This window comes from Candidatus Hydrogenedentota bacterium (assembly GCA_035450225.1).
Classification (GTDB): domain Bacteria; phylum Hydrogenedentota; class Hydrogenedentia; order Hydrogenedentales; family SLHB01; genus DSVR01.
In genome coordinates, this window is record DAOTMJ010000002.1 from 48,341 (window position 1) to 63,881 (window position 15,541).

The 15,541-nt window shown below is 59.6% G+C and carries 9 protein-coding genes and 1 riboswitch; of the genes, 1 reads left to right on the forward strand and 8 read right to left on the reverse strand.

Going from position 1 to position 15,541, the window contains the following annotated elements; all coding sequences use genetic code 11:
- Nucleotides 1-64: 64 nt before the first annotated feature.
- A complete protein-coding gene (locus P5540_01820) occupies nucleotides 65-1,036 on the reverse strand; it encodes a DUF2804 domain-containing protein (GenBank protein ID HRT63538.1) in 972 nt (323 codons plus the stop codon).
- 772 nt (nucleotides 1,037-1,808) lie between these two features.
- On the opposite strand from P5540_01820, the gene P5540_01825 reads away from it, so the two are divergent.
- A complete protein-coding gene (locus P5540_01825; GenBank protein ID HRT63539.1) occupies nucleotides 1,809-4,103 on the forward strand; it encodes a M20/M25/M40 family metallo-hydrolase in 2,295 nt (764 codons plus the stop codon).
- A gap of 186 nt (nucleotides 4,104-4,289) precedes the next feature.
- On the opposite strand, the gene P5540_01830 is transcribed toward P5540_01825, so the two are convergent.
- From P5540_01830 to nadC, 7 genes are all read right to left on the reverse strand, one after another.
- Nucleotides 4,290-9,221, reverse strand: a complete 4,932-nt coding sequence (locus P5540_01830; GenBank protein ID HRT63540.1) for a 2-oxoacid:acceptor oxidoreductase family protein — start codon at nucleotides 9,219-9,221, stop codon at nucleotides 4,290-4,292.
- Between the two features lie 315 nt (nucleotides 9,222-9,536).
- Entirely contained in the window at nucleotides 9,537-11,156 is a 1,620-nt protein-coding gene (locus P5540_01835) for a sulfatase-like hydrolase/transferase (GenBank protein HRT63541.1), read from the reverse strand.
- 19 nt (nucleotides 11,157-11,175) lie between these two features.
- Complete coding sequence (lptB, locus tag P5540_01840) at nucleotides 11,176-11,928, reverse strand: LPS export ABC transporter ATP-binding protein (protein ID HRT63542.1); 753 nt, start codon at nucleotides 11,926-11,928, stop codon at nucleotides 11,176-11,178.
- Between the two features lie 26 nt (nucleotides 11,929-11,954).
- Nucleotides 11,955-12,857 (reverse strand): hypothetical protein, encoded by a 903-nt coding sequence (locus tag P5540_01845; protein HRT63543.1) that lies wholly within the window; start codon nucleotides 12,855-12,857, stop codon nucleotides 11,955-11,957.
- A complete protein-coding gene (locus P5540_01850; protein ID HRT63544.1) occupies nucleotides 12,854-13,432 on the reverse strand; it encodes a hypothetical protein in 579 nt (192 codons plus the stop codon). Before P5540_01850 ends, P5540_01845 begins: the two co-directional genes overlap by 4 nt.
- Nucleotides 13,429-14,205 carry a type III pantothenate kinase gene (locus tag P5540_01855; GenBank protein HRT63545.1) on the reverse strand — a complete coding sequence of 259 codons (777 nt, stop codon included), beginning with the start codon at nucleotides 14,203-14,205 and terminating at the stop codon, nucleotides 13,429-13,431. The genes P5540_01850 and P5540_01855 overlap by 4 nt, the downstream gene beginning before the upstream one ends.
- A gap of 12 nt (nucleotides 14,206-14,217) precedes the next feature.
- The gene (nadC, locus tag P5540_01860; GenBank protein ID HRT63546.1) at nucleotides 14,218-15,048 is read right to left on the reverse strand and encodes a carboxylating nicotinate-nucleotide diphosphorylase; all 831 of its coding nucleotides are present in this window, start codon (nucleotides 15,046-15,048) and stop codon (nucleotides 14,218-14,220) included.
- Nucleotides 15,049-15,407: 359 nt separating this feature from the next.
- Nucleotides 15,408-15,467, forward strand: a riboswitch (Fluoride riboswitch).
- The last annotated feature ends 74 nt before the right edge of the window (nucleotides 15,468-15,541 follow it).

The following is a 15,541-nucleotide window of genomic DNA, read 5'->3' on the forward strand; positions in this document are numbered from 1 at the left end:
TTGTCGTAACCGCGCTTTTTCTTCTCCCGCATGCGCCGTCTTCGTTTGTGGCATGCGGCCGTTACTACCACCGTGCGACATGTTCCTCGGCCCAGCCGAGGCCGTCCACGATGATGGTCTCCACCCCCTCCGCGCGAACGCGGCCATTGAAACGCCCGAACATCTGATGCACCGACGATGCGGCCACGAGCAGATGGGTCTTGAGTTTGCGTTCGTAAAACGGCACAAACGAGAGGTCAACGTCTTCGGAATCCTCCGTCCGAATCCGCCACGGCTTCATGAAATCCGCGCTATCGTAATCGAACCGGACGGGTTCCTGAATCTTCGACAGGCGTCCGTCGCGGCAGATGCCGTTTTCGGTTGCGCCGGTTCGATCGGTCCATTGGCCGCCGAAGTTCAGGCCAATGACGCTGGCATCGGATCGCGCGGTGCATGCCGCCCAGTTCCACACAGTCCGCCAGGGCCAAATGCCGCGCCCAAAATCCAATACGGCAAACGATTCCGTTTCCGGCAGGTCGTAGTCGCGTGCGCCCAGCCTAATGCGTCCGGCGGCAGGCAGGGCCGTCTGTTTCGATGTGAACTGGAAACGGCGCGTGTCCCACGGCACGACCACATTGAGCGTCTCGTGGCCGGGCGGACGGCGGACGATAATACCGGCCTCCAATCCCTGCCGGGCCAATCCAGGCCAGCGGACATCCATCCGCACCTCGGCGCCGGTATCCTCGATTTCGACGCGAATGGCCCGTGCCGAAAACCGGACCGGTTCGCCCACCCGTTCGCCCGGATGAATACCGCGGCCCGCGGGCGTTGCCCTCACCGCCTCGAAACAGCGGTTCTCCTGAAAATCCAGCAAATACACGCCGACAATTCCCAGGTAGTCTATCGAGGCCACCGTCACGGAAAACGCGAAGGCCGGCGACATCACGCACCAGTAATCCCACCGCTTCTTGCGCGGCCAACGTCCCGACAAATTGCACCGGTGCAGCGGATGGCGCGACCATCCCACAGCGGCGGGATTCAATACCCCGCCCTTCAAGCATAAATCCACGGGGCTTGTAATTTCAGGCGATGCGTACGGCATGCGTGGATTGTGGCACACCAGGGTAAAATCTGCAAGGCGGGCAGCCCGCGGACTTTGGCGCGGGTCTATCCCGCCGACAGGATCCGGCGATCATTACGGCCAAGTAGATGCAAGTTGTCCTCTGAGGTAAAATGAAGTTGAAAATCGGCGTCGAACGAGATCGTGTGAATTTAATCGCGCAATCAAAAATGTAATACCGAATACTCCTTCGGCCGGGTTGCCAAAGTTTGTGCCGAATCTGAATGCGGCGCTGCCGTTTGATGGGCCGAGAGTGTTCATGCTATCTGTGTTGCGTTGTCGTGCCGGTAAAACGAAGGGAAGGCGGGGCATGTTTACGAGGAGTTTCCTGTCGTTGGCCATGGTTGCGGGGCATGGTCGTGTTCAATATTCTGCCGCCTGTGCCGCTTCCCGAACCGCCTGAACCGCGCCGCCCGTTCAAGAGTCCATACCCCAGGCGGCCATGCCCGTCCGGTATACCTGCGCGCTGGAAACCGGCCTCCAAGCGTCCAATGGCATTGCCCCGATCCGTCGGTCCTTCCACCGCGAACCTGTCGCGGCTACGGCAAAAAGTATTTAGGACCCTGATCCCACCTTGTCTAAATTACGGTTCGGCAAGGTCATTTCAGCGTTGAATGTCTTGATAGTCCGTCGGCCCGCCCGTTGCCTTGCGCGGCGTGCATGGGTATCATGCCGGTATTTGGATAGCGGCGCATGCTGGAGGTTTTGCATGATTTCCCGGCAAGTGGTGTGGGTCAAAGGCGTTGTCATTCTTCTGGCCGGTTTTGCCGGCTTGTCGGTTTATCTTCATCAACCGCCCCGCGTGGTTTCGGAAAAGGCTTCCCCGGCCGTTTTTTCCGCCGCGCGCGCGATGAAAATCGTTCAGGCCATCGCGCAGAAGCCGCATCCGGCGGGATCGGCGGCCAACGATGCGGTACGGCAGGAAATCATGCGTGAAATCCGGCAGTGCGGCATCAATCCGGAATTGCAGGAAACGATGGTTTGCCGTGCGCCGGGCACGGCGGCAACGGTGCGCAACATCCTCGCGCGCGTGCCGGGCACGGCAAACACAAAGGCCGTAGCGCTGGTGGCGCATTACGACAGCGTGTTGTACGGACCGGGCGCGGCGGACGACGGATCGGGCGTCGCGGCGCTGATCGAAACGCTGCGGGCGTTGAAAGCCGGGCCGCCGTTGCGAAACGATATATTGTTCATCTTTACCGATGGTGAAGAGGGCGTACAGCCGGGCAAGGGCCTGCGGGGGGCCTATGCATTTGTCCAACAGCATCCGTGGGCACACGGGATTGGCCTTGCGCTCAACTTCGATGCACGCGGCACGGCGGGGCCTTCTTATCTGTACCGGGCCAGTCCGAACAATGGATGGTTGATCCGCCAAGTAGTTGCCGCGGGCTGTCCCATCATTGCGAATTCGTGCATGGGGGCGATTTCGGATCGCATGCCGACGGACAGCGACCTTACAGCGTTTCTGGAGGCCGGCATCCCCGGCCTCGACTTTGCCTTCACCGGCAACCTCATGCGATATCACACGAGTCTGGATTCGCCGGGCAACCTGGATCCGCGCTCGTTGCAGCATCATGGCGAATATGCGCTCCGGCTTGCGCGCCATTTTGGCAATCTGCCGCTCGACAATCCGGAAGCCCCTCCCGCCGTGTTCTTCAACACGCTTGGCACGGGGATGGCGGTATATCCGATTGCGTGGGCGTTGCCCATGAGCCTCGCGGTTTTGATCGGTCTGGCCGCGTTGATCGGTCTGGGTATCAGGCGCGGCGCGCTCGGTGGAGCGGACCTTGTACGCGGAACGGCTTTCTTCATGGGTTTCGCGATCGCCGCGGTATTCGGGGCGTTGGCCGTCGTTGCCGTGGGATATGCACAGCGCGGCTATTACCTGATTTACAGCGGCGACCGGCTGGCGCTGGCCTTGATGGGCCTGGCCTTCTGGGCCTTTTTCTCGGCAGTGGGACGATTCCGAAGGCTGGTTTCCCTGCCGGGATTGTCGGCGGGCGTCTTGGTGGTCTGGGCGGCGCTTTTGATGGCCACGGCCATCGGATACCCCGGCGCCGGTTTTATGTTCTTCTGGCCGCTGGCATTTGCCATGGCGGGATTTGCCTTGATCATCATTTGCCAGGATGCCATGCACAATCCGCCGTGGTGGATTTGCGTTGCGCCGGGCTTGGCGGCTCTTCCCGGCGTGGCGATCATGGCGCCCATTCTTTACGATATCCATCTGGCGGCGACGGTGCTGTTCGCGCCTGTGACCATTGCGTTGCTTATATTGCTTCTGGGACTGGCCGCCGCGCCGATATACTGGCTTGCGTCGGCCGACCGGCGGCTGTTTTCCATAACGGCGCTGACGTTCGGCCTCGCCTTGCTGCTGGCGGTTGTCTTCTGGCCAGGCTTTAGTCCTTTGCAACCCCAATTCACCAGCCTGTCGTACGCCCTCGACGCCGATGCCAATCAGGCGTATTGGCTGAGTTGCGACGAAAAACCGGACGAATGGACCTCGTCCATGATACCGACAAATGTCCGGCCTGAATCCTTTCCGGAATTGCTGGGCGGCGATAGGCAAAAGGTATTGAAGGCGCCCGCCCCGGTTGCCGACTTGGCGCCCGCTTCCATCGAAGTGTTGGAAGATGCGCCCGTCGAACACGGTCGGCGGCTGAAATTGTGGGTAACGTCTCCCCGGCACGCGCCGCGCGTCGTGCTGCTTGCCGATCCCGGCGCGCGCATTCGATCGGCGGCTGTGGATGAGAAAACGTTGACGCTCGTCGAGGGGCCGTGGTATTTGAACTATGACATTTTCCTGCCGCGCGGCATCAAGTTGACACTGGAAATCGAAGGCGCCGATCCCCTGCGCCTCACCGTCATCGAGCATTCGCCGGAATTGCCGGAACTGGAACAGCCGTCGCGCCCTCCGCATTTGATTGTGAAACCCAACACGCCCGATTTCAACAAGGGTTGGCTCAAGAGCAACGTGACGCTTGTGAAAAAGACGTTTGAATTATAGTGATTTTTTGGGGGCGCCGATTCGTTTTGCCTGTTGCAAACATACAAGAAACGCGGAACAGCCTGTTGGGCAAAACGGAAGCGGGCAGTTCCGTTTTGTACAAGCACGCATTGGTTGCATGAATAAACGCCGAGGCGCGGCCGTGACATGGCCGCGCCTCGGATGGATGCGTCTATCGCGGACGGTTTAGTTGTACTTCTGGGCGCGCGCGATGAGGGCGTCGAGATCCGCCTCGCCGGGATCCGCGGGGGTGCCGGGATGAATGACGCGCGCCGGGCATTTCTCGGCCGCCTTGACGATATCCTTGAAGGGGCCGCCCTTCGGATCGATCACGGTGGCCAGTTTCTCGTCGTTCCATCCGAAAATCTTCGGATTGACTTCGATGCATTCGCCGCAGGCGGTGCAATCTTCGCTGTCAATGGTTGCCGGAGTAAATCCGCCACAACCGCAACCGCAATCCGCCGGAGCCTTCAATTCGTTTGCAGGAGTCACTTTCATGTTTTTCCCTTTCGTTGGTTCATCTCCGGCCAGCGCCAGCAGGTTGGCCGTGAGATTGTTCATGATTTCGGCACGAGCCTGTGCCCGCGCGTCGCTGGCAATTTTTTCGACATCAATGGTTTCCTTGTCCACTTCGGCCAGGGCCTTGAGCTGCGTCCAGAACATCAGGCGCTCCTCGCAGGCCTTGACCAACGGTTCCGCCACGATCAACCGCCCCAGGGTGTGATCCTTGTTTACCACCCATACAAACGGGAACTTGCCCTTGCGATCTTCGGGCGACAGGTCCAGAAAATCGGCGATGGGAACCATGTTTTCGTTCCATGTGCTTGCCGGGGCCTTTTTGAATTGCTTGCGGAAGCGACCTTCGGTAACCGCGAAGTCCGCGAAGGTCATGGGGAGTGTCATCTTCGCCGGTTTCTTGTCCGCGTCCACGTAATTGAGCGTATAGGTGGGCCATTTTTGCTTGATGGCGGGATTGCCGTCGAGTTCGATGCATTCGGCGAAGGTTGTGCCTTTGTCGGGGTTGAAACGGTACAACGGGAAGGCGCGGCCTTCGACCGCCAGTTTGGCCTGCTGTCGTCCGATGTCGTCCGCGATGCCGTGTTCCGGCATGCAGGGCGTGTAGACCGTGAAGATGGCTGGGCGTCGTGCGTTCAGGCCGCGAATGAACCCCTCGATAAGGTGCGAGGGATTGCTGATGCTGCCGTTCATGACATAACTGGTCCGGTGCGCCATCGCGATAAGGCCCATTTCCTTGCGGATTTCTTCCTTGCCCTGGAAGGCCTTTCCGTACTCGGCCATGTCCGAAATCTGGCCGGTCCAGCCGGAAGTGCAGGCTTGGCCGCCCGTGTTCGAGTAGACTTGCGTGTCCACGATGAAAATGCGGATCGGCTTGCCCGTCATCAGCGCGCGCGACACATTCTGGAAGCCGATGTCGAACATGGCGCCGTCGCCGCCCACCGCCACCACCGGCGGACACAGCAGAAATTCCTCGTCGGAGAAGTTCCGCCAGTTGAAATACGTGAAAAAGGCGTCGTGCGTTTTCGGGTCGTATTGGTCCTCGATTTCGAGTTCGGCGATGCGCAGGGCCTTGAATCCTTCGGCCATTTTGACCATGTGCCCCTCGAAAATGCCGATGGCCACCGAGGAACTGTCCTGGAACAAATGGTTGGTCCATGGGAACGGATAGGGGTTGAAGGGCCAGGTTGATCCCCAAACCGAGGTGCAGCCGGTCGAATTGACCATGCCCATTCGGGCGCGGCCGGTGGTCGAAACGCCCGACGTGTAACACCATTTCAGATGCTTCAATTTGGCGAGCGTCTTCGTTACCCGCGCAAGCCACGCCGAATCAATCGGATGTTCGATATTTGCGGCGGCCAGTGCGGCCTGGAGATTGGCCAGCGTCAGGTCTTTGCCTTCGAGCGATTGCATGGCCTGCTCGAAGGCGGGGGTATCGGCCGTATCCATCATGTGCGCGAGTTTCTCGCGGATATGCGCTTCAAGGCGGGTGGTCAGTTCGTCAATTTTGGCGACATGCGCCGCAATGCGCGGTTGCATGAGCGCCTCAACCGTCGCGGTGAACAGGTGCAAGGCGGTTTTTTCACCACAACCCACGCATGCGCCGTCGCCGCCGGTCATGGCCGTGTAATTTTTCTTGTCGAGCAAAAGTGTTTCGAGCGCGCCGATGCCGGCATTCAGATCCTCGAACAGCATGTATTCCGGCCTCGTGGTTGGCAGGGACAGCCAGTATTCCCACGCTTTCCGCATTTTCTCGATGGTTTCCGGCGTCTGCGTGACCGGGCGCAAGGCGTATTCGGGGCATACGCGGACGCATTCCATGCAGCCCTTGCACGCATAGGGATTGACGGTGATGGACAGCAGGCCGCCGCTGCCGGGCGATCGCTTTTCTTTGACTTTGAAATACGGTTTGACGTTGGACCATTTGAAACAGCCGATTTCCGCTTGGAACAGGGCGATTTCCTTGGCCAGCGCCGCTTTGTCCGCTTCGGGCAGCGTGCATGCCGCGAATGTGTCGGCGAGGGCTTTGTCGAGCGCCGCCATGACGCTGTCCCGTTCCTTGCCGGCGGCAATCAGCGCACGGAAGGCCGGTTCGACCTGTTTGAGGAACGACCGTAAATGGACCGGTTCGTGTCCGGCGTTGGCTAGGCGTTTTGTCGTCGTTTCAAAGATTTCGTCAATGGTATTGACAAGTCCGGGAAGGGCGCTATCCGGGCAGACGGTCCAGCAGGCCGCGCAGCCGATGCACTTTTCGGCATCCCATTCGGGATGTTCGAAGCGAATCTGGGTCATGTCGCGAATCAGGCCGCTGAGCGCCGGCATGCAACTCAGGCCGATGAATGGATCGGCCAGATTGTCGCCGCCTTTTCCGGTAAGATAAAAGTTGCCTGTCTGCTCCCAAAAACGTTGAAGATTCGTGTTGGGCTCGAGGCTCGAAGGCTGAATCCGGAGCGGCAGCGGCGGTTCGGCGATAAGCGGCGGATCCGCCACCGTGGATTTGCCGACGACCTTATTCTTGATTTCCTTCACTTCCATGTAGCCGCGGCGCACGACGCGGACGTTGTCCTCGACGATCCGCGCGCCTTTCGCGCCGAACTTGTGCTGCAACTGATCCGTAATCGCCTTGAACAGCGTTTCTTCGTCCAATTTGTTGTTTTCCATTACGGGCGAAGCCGCAAAGAAGGCGCCTTGGAACGCGTTGCCCTGCATGCGGAACTGGAGTTCGGGATCGCTGGCTTCTTCCCGCGCGATCTTGAACGCGTCGAGGTAGAAGACCCGGATGTCGTTGTCCACGATGATCTTCTGGAAACGCGGCGGAATGCGGCCCCATACGTCGTCGGGCGTCGGCAGATCGCTCTGAATGACGAAAACGCCGCCCTTCTTGAGACCGGCCAGCGGATTCGAGTGGCTGAAGACATTCGGATCGGGCGACAGCACAACATCCACATAGAAATACTCGCAATTGATCCGGATGGGTTCCGGCGCCGCCGACAGATAATAGGTGGTTGGCTGGCCCTTCTTTTCGGAACCGTATTTCGGATTCGCCTTGATGTGGTAATTCAACAATTCGAACAGGGTCACCGCCAGATTCTTGCCTGTCGTGATGGCGCCCCAGCCGCCAATCGAATGGAAACGGACCGTAATCGCGCCCTTCGGCATGAGATTGGGGTTCTCGCTTCCGTGGACGGCGAGTTCCTTGACATTCGGGTAGCCCGCGAGAATTTGTTTCTGATATTCGGCCTGTTGTTCGCTGAAGGGATTGTCGCGAATGAAATCTATGCCGAGGTAGAAAAATTTTTTCTTGGGACCGTCCGGCAGCATGTTCTCGATTGCGCCGATGATCCCTTCGGCCTGCAGGTCGCGGCTGCCCATGCCGAAACAGCCCGAATACAGCGGCGGAACGTCCTTTGCCGCGAAACTGGCCAGATTCGGATACGGTTTCGCGCCTTTGCCCGCCGCGCCATTTTCAAGGCACTTGCTGATGGTCGCGCGCACCTCGCGCGCCAGCGGCAATTCAACCGACAGCGGTTGATCCGTCCGTTCGAGCAGCACAATGCCCTTGCGGCCTTTGATATATTTGCCGATCAAATCGGCCGGGAAGGGACGAAACATGGTCATGTTGAGCACGCCGATTTTCAGGCCGCGCGTCTCGCGCAAGTAATCGGCCACGACTTCGGCGCTGCTGACCACGCTGCCCTGGGCAATGATGAGATAATCCGCGTCGTCAATGGCATACGGCGTCACCCGGTAGTAACGGCGGCCCGTCAAGGCGTGGAACTCGTCGAAGCATTGATCGGCGATTTCGGCGATGTGATCGAAGAAGAACGGGCGTTGCGCGGCAACACCCTGCATGTACGAGTCCTGGTTCTGGACCACGCCGGCCATGACGGGATTGTCCACGTCCCACAGCTCCGGGATGCGGCGGCGCTTGTCGCCGAACATGAGCCGCTGCGCGGGCGTCGGCGTGTCAATGATGTCCTCCGGACTGCCGAGATATTCCGCGATGAGTTCGCGCTCGGGAACCATCAGCGATTCGATCAGGTGCGTGGTCAGGAACCCGTCCTGGCCGACCGCGCCCGGATTCAGCGACAACTCCGCGATTTTGTGCGCGATGATGTTGAGATCACAGGTTTCCTGCGCGCTTTTGCCGAACACCTGGAACATGCCCGTGTCGTCTATGCAGTGGTAATCATCGTGGCCCGCGTGCACATTGAGCGAGTGCTTCGTGATCGCGCGGCAGCCGATGTTGAGGATGTAGGTCAGGCGCTTGCCGACGTCGCAATACAACGATTCGTGCATGTACGCGATGCCTTGGCCGGACGAAAAGTTCGCCGCGCGCAGACCCGTCATGGACATGCCCGCCGTCACCGCCGCCGCCGCGTGTTCGCCTTCCGGCTCCACAAAAATCAACGGACGCCCCGACACGTTCACGTGACCCTTTGCGGTTTCCTGCGCCCAATACTCGCCCATCTGCGTCGAGGGCGTAATTGGATACGCGCCCGCCGCGTCCGTGGATTCCCGCTCGCACATAATTACGGCCGTGTTGCCGTCCATCGCGTCGCGAATCCCCGGATATTTGACCTTTGCCTTCTCCTCTTTCATTGCGCGATTACTCCACTCTCGTGCCGGATTCTTCGGAAGGAACCTTCCATCCGGCGCCGCCTGCGTCGAAACGCCCCGCGGGGGACGTTCCGGCCAACCTGCCCGCGGCCCGGCGGCCTCGTTCCGACAAGGAACACCGCCCGCCGCGATTCAAACGTATTTTGCGCGCCACAGCCGAAGCAGAACCCTATCTTTCTAGCACGGCTCGCTACGCCCCAAAATAACGCTTTATTTTATCCTTTGTCCGTGTCCGAATTCAAACACGCGTTGGGGAAACCCCGGGAAAACGAGTGCCTTTGCCTGCTTGGCGGGCTGTCAGGATTTTCGCAAAACGTCTCCGGGATGGACGGGGAAGCCTTTGATTCCGCGGGAGCCGTCGAACTGATAGATGCGGCGCAACGGGCGGTTCGATTCCGGCAGGGCGAGGAAGTCGCCGTGGTGGAGCGCGCGGCCCGCGTTGGGATGGTCAAGCGCATGGATGGCCATCTGACGCATCCGTTCGACTCGGGCCGGTTCTTCCTTGGATCGCTCGTGGAGTTCATCCGGATCCGCTTGAAGGTTGAAGAGTTGTTGCTTCCCGCCGTTCGCCATGTAGATGTATTTCCAGTCGCCCTGCCGGACCATGATCTTGAACAAGGGCGAACCGGGCGAACCGTACATTCCGATGAAATGTTCGCGGGCGCGCTTTTTCCCCTGGGCGACGGCGAGGATGTCGGCGCCTTCGCGGAGTTCGCGCTTGCCGGCCGCCGACGTCGCGATACCGAACAGATCGGCCAGTCCCGCCAAGGCGGCATTGCGCTCGCCGGCCGGGAGGCATTCAGGCCAACTCAACAAAAACGGGACATGGCATGCCGCCTCGAAGTAGCTTTCCTTTTGCCATGCGCCATGGTCCCCCAGGTGATCGCCGTGATCGGAATAGAAGCAAATCAGCGTGTTTTCCGCGTCGCCGCGCGCCTCGACCGCGTCGAGAATGCGCCCGAGGCACTGGTCAATGTAAGAAATTTCGCCGTAGTAGCGCGCCTTGAGGACGCGCGCATGCGCGTCGTTGATGTCTTCGGCCCAGATGGCGTGGTTCATCCAACGTATTTGCTCGTCCATGAAGTCAACCGTCTTGTCGCCCCGCACCGGATTGGGCATGCGATCCGGGTCGTACATCCGGTTGAAGGGGATCGGCGGCGCAAGGGGCGGGTGCGGCCCGATAAACGACACATAACCGAAATAGGGGCGGTCGTCCTTCATGGCGATTTGTTCGACGGCCCGGTCCGCCGCCCATGCCTCGACGCCGAATTCGGCGGGAATCGGGCTCATCTGCGGCATGTAGTACATTTCGGTGCGTTCGCCCATCAGCCCTTCGATGAAGTCGTAGGCGGGATGTTCGGTTCGGATGAATGCCGCGTAACTGTCTCGCCGGCGCTGATCGGGCGACCCGTACAGTTCCTCGCTGTGGAGATGGACCTCGAAGCCCAGATCCGCGTCCCAGGGATGCGTGTGGAATTTGCCGATGCCGAACGTGCGGTATCCGAGGCGGGCCATCGTTCGGGGCAGATACGCGCCGCAGCGATCCTCCATGTCCGGGGGCTGGCCTTCGACGAGATCCGGGGCCGCATTGCCGTATAGGCCGGTTGTCGCTCCCGTGCAACCGGTATATACGGTCATGCGCGCGGGAACGCAAACCGGACATTCGGAATAGGCGTTTGTGAAGGTTACCCCGCGCGCGACGAGCCGGTCGAAGTTCGGCGTGTAAATATGCGGATTGCCGAGCGCCGCAATCGTGTCGGCCCGTTGTTGATCGGTCATTACAAACAGGACATTGGGCCGTCTTTTTTTTGTCATCGAGACGGTTCCTCCCTTGGGGGATGTTTTCGCTTCCGCTGCGAGGGCGGTTGCCGCCGCCGCGGCCGCGCCGAGAAACGCACGTCTTTGCATGGTTGCCATGGGCGATTCCTCCCTCCGGCTATAACCTGAAATTTTCGCCGAGATACGTCTTGCGGGCGAGGGGATTTTCCGCAATTTCCCCGGGCGTGCCCATGACGCTTATCCGGCCTTCACTGAGAATGAACGCATAATCAATAATTTGGAGGGTTTCGCGGACGTTGTGATCGGTGATGATGACCCCGATGCCTTTGTTTTTCAGTGTGGTGACGGTGGTTTGGAGGTCCGCGACGGCGATGGGGTCAATGCCCGCGAAGGGTTCATCCAGGAGGAAAATTTTGGGTTCTGTGACGAGTGCGCGGCAGATTTCGGTGCGCCGCCGTTCGCCGCCGGAAAGCGTGTAGGCGGGGTTGGCGGCCAGATGGGCGATGCCGAGTTCCTCCAACAAGGCGTCCGCGCGACGGTTGCGTTCCTCGGCCGTCAACGGCTGGTATTCGAGCACGGCCAAAAGATTCTGCCTCACGGTGAGTTGACGGAATATGGATGGTTCCTGGGGAAGATAGGCTATACCTTGCCGCGCGCGTTGGTACATGGGCATAGGGGTGATGTCGCGTCCGCGAAACCAGATCCGGCCCTGGTTTGGACGGAGCATCCCGACAATCATCCGGAACGTGGTGGTTTTGCCGGCGCCGTTGGGCCCCAGAAGACCCACAATGTGTCCTTCGCCGATTTCCAGCGACACATCATGCACGACGGTCCGCCGCTTGAACTGTTTAGTCAAATGCTCGGCCCGCAACAGGGGTTCGCTGGCGTCGTTCAATGTGTCAATTTCCACGGTTTGCCGATTGCATCCAGACCGGCTTAGGGTTGCTTCAATGGGGAAATCATGCCGGAGAAGGCCGCATCGATCAAGAGACGGTTCAACATCATTTGCTCCTGTGCCGGCCTTGATGTTTTTCCAAGCATTTCCACGACGGCCTTCGGGAGTTGAACGCCGGCCCACGCCTCTTCAGCATACATTTTGGGATTGGCCAGTATCCGATTCAACTGGTTTAGGATCGCCTCTTGATCCTCCGCCGAAGGCGTTGCCGCCGCCGAAGCAAGCATTTGTTGCGCCTTCCCGTCCATCAATTCGACGATACGTTTTCCGGGAGACGGTTTTTCCGCCTTTGCTTGTCCCTTCAAGGCGGCCGCCAAACCCGGCCAGTCCTGGATGTCCTCGGGGCGTAATTGGGGCGTGGGCTTGTTTGCCTTTTCCGATCCGCCCATGCCGGACAAGGGGTAATGGGTCATTTTACCGCCGAATACTTCAAAGCGATCTTCCTTGAAGTTCAAAACAATTTTATCGCCGCGCAATCCCTGCATTTGCGGGGAGTCTATGGTGGGGCTGCCGGTGAAGGTGAGAAGACCCTGATCAAAGTCCCATTCCGCTTTTTCGGCGCGGACGGTGGCGTCGGGATGTTCGATGACGACTCGGCCCTGCAATAAAATCCGCGAGGGCTGATTGGAGTTGGACTTGTCGGGCCAGACGAATCGCACTTCGGCGGCGGAAATGGGCACCGGCTTGCGTGCGGGATCGTTGGAGAGCAGGGTGATGCGCACGCCATCCCGCATAACCTCGAACCGGCCCGAAAGGGAACTCGAAACATAGCCGGCATCCACGGACATCGCGGTGTATCCGCTCAGATTGCCCGTGGGCGGCTTGTCCGCCGCCCAGCCGGTTGCCGCGGCAAGGAAAACGGCAAGTCCAATCCATTGTCTCATGGCTGGTTCCCCTCCAATTCAATGGTTCCCGTCACCCGGGTCATGCTAATTTCCTGTTTGTCAGGATACAGCCGGAGCGTCTCCGCATGCAATTGCATGTGCCGGGCCGTGATGCTGACCGGACGATCCGTCCGGAGTTCGCGTTCGTCATTCAACCACAGGACTTCTTCCATTTTGAGCCAGATGTCGCCGATCTGCGCGGTGACGCCATTGCGCAGGCTGGCCATTTTCGACTCCTCGAAACGGCCATGACGCGCCTCGATGCGAATGTCCGGCGCATCGCCGTCGCGCGCATAGATGACGGCCTTGGCGCTTTCCAAGGACCATGCATTGTCGTGCTCAAGCGTGAAGGCGTCTGCATGCACCCAGCAGGTGGGCTTTCGGTCCGCTCCGGCTGTGGGATCGGTGCCATACAGCCAAAGGTCCACGCCTTCCAGGCGGGCGGTGTTGTCCCGAATGGGGGAATTCGTGGCGCCGGGCAGGTCCGAGGCAGCGGCCTTGGGAGGAGGCGGCGTCATCATCGGTCCGCATCCCGGCAGGATCGCCGCCAGAGCGGCTATTGCCCAGCGTTTCACGCGGCGCCCTTTTCGTTCCTGCGGTACACGGCCTTGAGTCCCTTGAGCGTCAGCAGCGAATCCACATGCTGGATTCGCCGCGAAATCGCCGCAATTGTGTGGGCAAGGCCGCCCGTGGCCACGACCACCGGTTCGGCGCCCATTTCCGTTTCAAAACGATCCACCAGCCCGTCAATCATGTCCGCGTATCCGAAGGTAAGACCTGATCGGATGTGATCCTCGGTGTTGCGGCCGATAACGCAGCCCGGTACGGATATTTCAACACGGGGCAATTTGGCGCATTTTTCAGCCAAGGCGTCGGCGGAGGTCTGAACGCCGGGCAGAATGACCCCGCCGCGATATTCCGCCTTTGCGGTTATTGCGTCGAGGGTGGTGGCCGTGCCGAAATCTATGACAATGATGGCGCCCCGGTATTCCTCGATGGCGGCCACGGCGTTCACGATGCGGTCCGCGCCGACTTCCTTCGGGTTTTCGACTTGGATGATCAGCCCGGTCTTGGTTCCGGGACCGACCATGACGGCCTCGACGCCGAAGACCTGCTCGCTGACGCGCATCAGATCGAAATTCAATTGCGGTACGACGCTCGAAATGCAACAACCCTTGATGGATTGAAGGCTTACGCCCTCGTGATCGAGGAGCATTCCGAGCAGAAAGCGGAGTTCGTCCAGCGTGCGGTAATTGTCGGTGCAAACCCGCCAATGCCCCAGCAGATCATCCCCCTTGTAAAGGCCCATGACCGTGTTCGAGTTGCCTACGTCCATTACGAGCAGCATGGCATGTTTTCCTCAACAGAACAGGAGCGACAGATCCGCCGCGGGCGCCGAGTGCGTCAACGCGCCCACGGAAATGATGTGCACGCCGGTTTCCGCGATGGCGCGGATGTTTTCCAGCGACGCGTTGCCGCTGGCTTCGATCACGACATGATGATCCCGGGCGCGGCGGACCGCCTCGCGCATGTCGTTGAGGCTCATGTTGTCAAGCATGATTGCGTCGGCGCCGGCCCGGATCGCCTCGTCAAATTCGTCCAAGTTCGACACTTCCACCTCGATTTTCATGAGATGGTGCGCACCGCCGGAGGCGTTGTAAACGGCCGCCCCGATGCCTCCCGCCGCGCGAATATGGTTTTCCTTGATTAGAATGCCGTTGAACAGGTTGAACCGGTGATTTGATCCGCCGCCATGCACCACGGCCTCCTTTTCAAGCCGGCGCATCAATGGCGTCGTCTTGCGTGTGTCGCAAATGCGCACGTTGAGATCCTCGACCGCCGCGACGTAGCGGGCCGTCAGCGTGGCGATGCCGGAAAGCCGCTGGAGGAAATTGAGCGCTGTGCGCTCAGCCGTCAGCACCGCGCGGGCGTCACCCTTGAAAGAAGCCAATTCATCCCCCCGTGTAAAGCGCGCGCCGTCCGAAACCGCCTGCCAATCCTCGATGCGCGCTTTCATACAGTCGAACGCCAGGCGAAACACACCCATGCCGCTCAATACGCCGTCCTGCTTGGCCACCAGACGCGCCCGGCAGCGGGTATGCGCTGGAACCGTCCGGTTGGTCGTAATGTCCTCGTGGCCTATGTCTTCTTCGAGCGCCTCCATGACAAGGCGCTTCAAGGACTTGTTCATCCCGCGGAGTTCTCCCACGGAGCCTGTTTCTCATCCGCGCTGGACCGATCGGACAATCTGTTCCGTGACCAACGTTAACATGACCGAGGAAACAGACACCAACAAACGGGTGATCTTATCACAGGCGGAAAAGGATTGCGACTTTCACATCATCGGGATGTGGCGTGGCCGCGAAACCGGGCGAGACGCAAAAATTTGTGATGCGGGGAAAAAACGGCCTTGTCCTTGAAGCATCGCAAGATTCCCCTGTTTTGGTCATTTCGGAAGCCCAGGGGAAGAAGAAATAGGCCCAACTTGAATAGTTTATGCCTGAATCCGCCGGAGCCGAAGTGGGTGTATTTCTGCAAACATGGTCTCTTGAAAACCAAGGGGATGGAGTTCCCCAAAATCGCCAAGTGGCTAATGACTCCTTTCGCAAGGCAATTCAGAAAAAATCTTCCTCATCTTGACCTGCCCAAGCACGGCGATGTTCCCGACGCCACCGATCCGAAGC

Bases quoted from the DNA above. Each gene is read 5' to 3' on its own strand.
- P5540_01825 (HRT63539.1), top strand. From the start codon at position 1,809: ATGATTTCCCGGCAAGTGGTGTGGGTCAAAGGCGTTGTCATTCTTCTG.
- P5540_01830 (HRT63540.1), bottom strand. From the start codon at position 9,221: ATGAAAGAGGAGAAGGCAAAGGTCAAATATCCGGGGATTCGCGACGCG.
- P5540_01835 (HRT63541.1), bottom strand. From the start codon at position 11,156: ATGGCAACCATGCAAAGACGTGCGTTTCTCGGCGCGGCCGCGGCGGCG.
- P5540_01845 (HRT63543.1), bottom strand. From the start codon at position 12,857: ATGAGACAATGGATTGGACTTGCCGTTTTCCTTGCCGCGGCAACCGGC.
- P5540_01855 (HRT63545.1), bottom strand. From the start codon at position 14,205: ATGCTGCTCGTAATGGACGTAGGCAACTCGAACACGGTCATGGGCCTT.
- nadC (HRT63546.1), bottom strand. From the start codon at position 15,048: ATGAACAAGTCCTTGAAGCGCCTTGTCATGGAGGCGCTCGAAGAAGAC.